Origin of the sequence: Nocardioides sp., from assembly GCF_024509035.1 — a bacterium.
GTDB lineage: Bacteria > Actinomycetota > Actinomycetes > Propionibacteriales > Nocardioidaceae > Nocardioides.
Window position 1 is genome coordinate 1 of record NZ_JANINT010000285.1, and the last position, 2455, is coordinate 2455.

Below are 2455 nucleotides of genomic sequence, written 5' to 3' on the forward strand. Positions count from 1 at the left end.
GCGTGGAACGCCCGGGCACCGGAGTTCACGGCGTAGGTGTAGCCCATCCCCTCGGCGCCGTCGCTGTCCACGACCCGCACGGTGACCAGCTCGAAGTGCGGGATGGTGCCGTGGGTGCTGTCGCTGAGGACGGTCTCCAGGGGGACCAGGAAGTAGTCGGTCTGGAGGGACTGGATGGTCGTCACGTGGGTCCGCCTTGTTCTGCCAGGGTGGGAGGTACCGGCGCCGGTGCGCCGGTCAGGGAGGTGGGGAGCGGGACGTCGACAGCCTCGGGCTCGCCCGGGACGAGGGGCGCCGGCACGTCCAGCTCTCCCCCGCTCGCGTGGACCGCGGCGACCAGGGCGTCGATGCGGGCGCGGTAGTCGTCCAGGGGCGCGACCACGTCGGCGCGGACCGCGATGAACAGGTGCCCGAGGCGCTGGGGCGTGGCCGGGTCGCCCGACAGCGCCAGGACGTCGGGACTGGTCCCGGCGCCGCCCACGGCGAGCAGCGCGTCGACCGCGAAGGCGAGCCCGAAGCCCTTCGGGCCGCCGACCGGCAGCAGGGCGCCCTCGAGGCCGGCCGCCGCGGAGGTGGTGGCGCGGCCGTCGCCGTCGACCGCCCAGCCCAGCGGGATGTCCTCGCCCGCGCGCTGGGCCATGATCAGTCGACCCTGGCTGGTCACCGTGGTCGCCATGTCGAGCTGCGGGCGCCGGTCGTACGGCGCGGGCACCGCCACCGCGATCGGGTTGGTGCCGAGCACCGGGGCCCCGCCGAAGGGGGCGCACATCACCGGCTCGGTGTTGCAGGCGGCGATACCCACCATCCCCGCGTCGGCGATCCGGTTGGTGAAGTAGGCGCTCGCGCCGAAGTGGTTGGCGTTGCGCGCGATCACGCAGCCGATGCCGTACACCCGGGCCCGAGCCACGGCCAGGTCGGCGGCCGTGGCGCCGGTGCTGGCGCCGGGTCCGGCGTCGGCGTCGACCACGACCAGGGCGCCGGCGTCCGACACGACGCTGGGGCGGGAGCGGACGTTGATGCCTCCGGCGCGCAGCCGCTCGACGTACGTGGGGAGGCGGAGGACGCCGTGGGTGCTGACCCCGCGGAGGTCGGCGAAGACGAGGCTGTCGGCGACCGTCGCCGCCTCGTCGGCGCCGAGCCCGGTGCGGACGAGCACCCGCGTGGTCCAGTCGACGAGCGCGCCGGCCGGCGCGGACTCGCTCACGAGGCCGGGGTGGGGCGGTAGATCGGGCCGCGGGCGACGACCACGTCGAGGATCCCGTCCTCGAGGTAGGACTCGGCCTCGTCGGGCAGCGCGGCGTTCTTCATCGGCGCCGGACCCGGGTAGCCCAGCTCCCGCCGGATCCGCGGGTTGATCAGGTAGGCACCGGCCACCGCCATCGCGAACGACCCGAACAGCACCGGGTCCTCGGCCTGCAGCCGCTCGACCACCTCCGCCGGGTCACCCTCCAGCGCCAGCACCGCGCGCACCGCACCGTCGAGGTCGGCACGCACCGCCATCGCCCGGTCGATCCACTGCGTGTGCACCTCCGCGCCGCTGGCCGAGGGCAGCCCCGCCCCACCGGCGATCAGCCGGTCCGCCAGCAGCGCCAGCCGCTCCCGCTCCTGCGGGGTCAACGCCGGCGCAGCGGCCGGCTGGATGGTCACGTTGGTGATGCTCATGCCGTCGACACCTCCTGCTCACGCCGGTTCTCCACCAGGTACGTCGCCGTCCGCCGCGCCAGCGCGCAGATCGTCGACGTCGGGTTCGTGGCGGTCGAGGTGGTGAACACGCTGCCGTCGATCACGTACAGGTTCGGCACGTCGTGCGTGCGCCCCCACCGGTTCACCACCGAGGTCGCCGGGTCGTCGCCCATCTTCGCGGTGCCCAGGTTGTGGCCCGAGGAGAAGTTGCGGAACGTGATCCACGCCTTCGTCGCACCCGCGGCCTCGTGGGCCTCGAGCGCCCGGTTCAGCCCGAAGTCGAGGATGCGGTGGGTGTTGTCCGACGTCGTGTAGCTGATCTTCGCCCCCGGGAGGCCGTCGGAGTCGCGGAGGTCGTGGTCGAGCGTGACCCGGTTGTGCTCCTCCGGCAGGTCGTCGGGCATGATCATCCACTCGATCATGTGAACTGCTCACCCCAGAACGGCTCCTCGGAGACCCCCTCGCCGATCTGCCAGCGGGTGGCCATCTCCAGCGGTCCGCCGGTGCCCATCACGTGCCACTTGCTCCCGCGGACGAAGCCGCGCGAGGTGTCGGTCTCGTAGAACTCCATGCACTCGATCTGGGTGCCGGCGGGGCCCACCCAGTCCTCGAGGTCGTCCTCGTAGAGGCCGACGACCGAGCCGAAGGGGTGCAGCATCAGCCGCCGGCCGACCAGGTCCGAGCTGTTGGCCAGCCCGTTCGGGAAGCGCGCCGACTCCGACATCAGCAGCAGCCGGGGCGTGCCGATGCCGTTCGCGCCGATCAGCACCAC

3 protein-coding genes and 2 pseudogenes are annotated in these 2455 nt (G+C 73.2%); all 5 read right to left on the minus strand.

All coding sequences use genetic code 11. The features are described from left to right. Positions 1-185, minus strand: a pseudogene (locus Q0L15_RS18945) (uroporphyrinogen decarboxylase); the annotation flags it as partial. After that, entirely contained in the window at positions 182-1204 is a 1023-nt protein-coding gene (locus Q0L15_RS18950; RefSeq protein ID WP_296606068.1) for an Ldh family oxidoreductase, read from the minus strand. The pseudogene Q0L15_RS18945 and the gene Q0L15_RS18950, both read right to left, overlap by 4 nt. Continuing rightward, positions 1201-1662 (minus strand): hypothetical protein, encoded by a 462-nt coding sequence (locus Q0L15_RS18955; RefSeq protein WP_296606069.1) that lies wholly within the window; start codon positions 1660-1662, stop codon positions 1201-1203. Before Q0L15_RS18955 ends, Q0L15_RS18950 begins: the two co-directional genes overlap by 4 nt. After that, the gene (locus tag Q0L15_RS18960) at positions 1659-2105 is read right to left on the minus strand and encodes a GMC family oxidoreductase (protein WP_296606071.1); all 447 of its coding nucleotides are present in this window, start codon (positions 2103-2105) and stop codon (positions 1659-1661) included. The genes Q0L15_RS18955 and Q0L15_RS18960 overlap by 4 nt, the downstream gene beginning before the upstream one ends. Then, positions 2102-2455: pseudogene (locus tag Q0L15_RS18965) on the minus strand (hypothetical protein); the annotation flags it as partial. The gene Q0L15_RS18960 and the pseudogene Q0L15_RS18965, both read right to left, overlap by 4 nt.

Bases quoted from the DNA above. Each gene is read 5' to 3' on its own strand.
- Q0L15_RS18960 (WP_296606071.1), bottom strand. From the start codon at position 2,105: ATGATCGAGTGGATGATCATGCCCGACGACCTGCCGGAGGAGCACAAC.
- Q0L15_RS18955 (WP_296606069.1), bottom strand. From the start codon at position 1,662: ATGAGCATCACCAACGTGACCATCCAGCCGGCCGCTGCGCCGGCGTTG.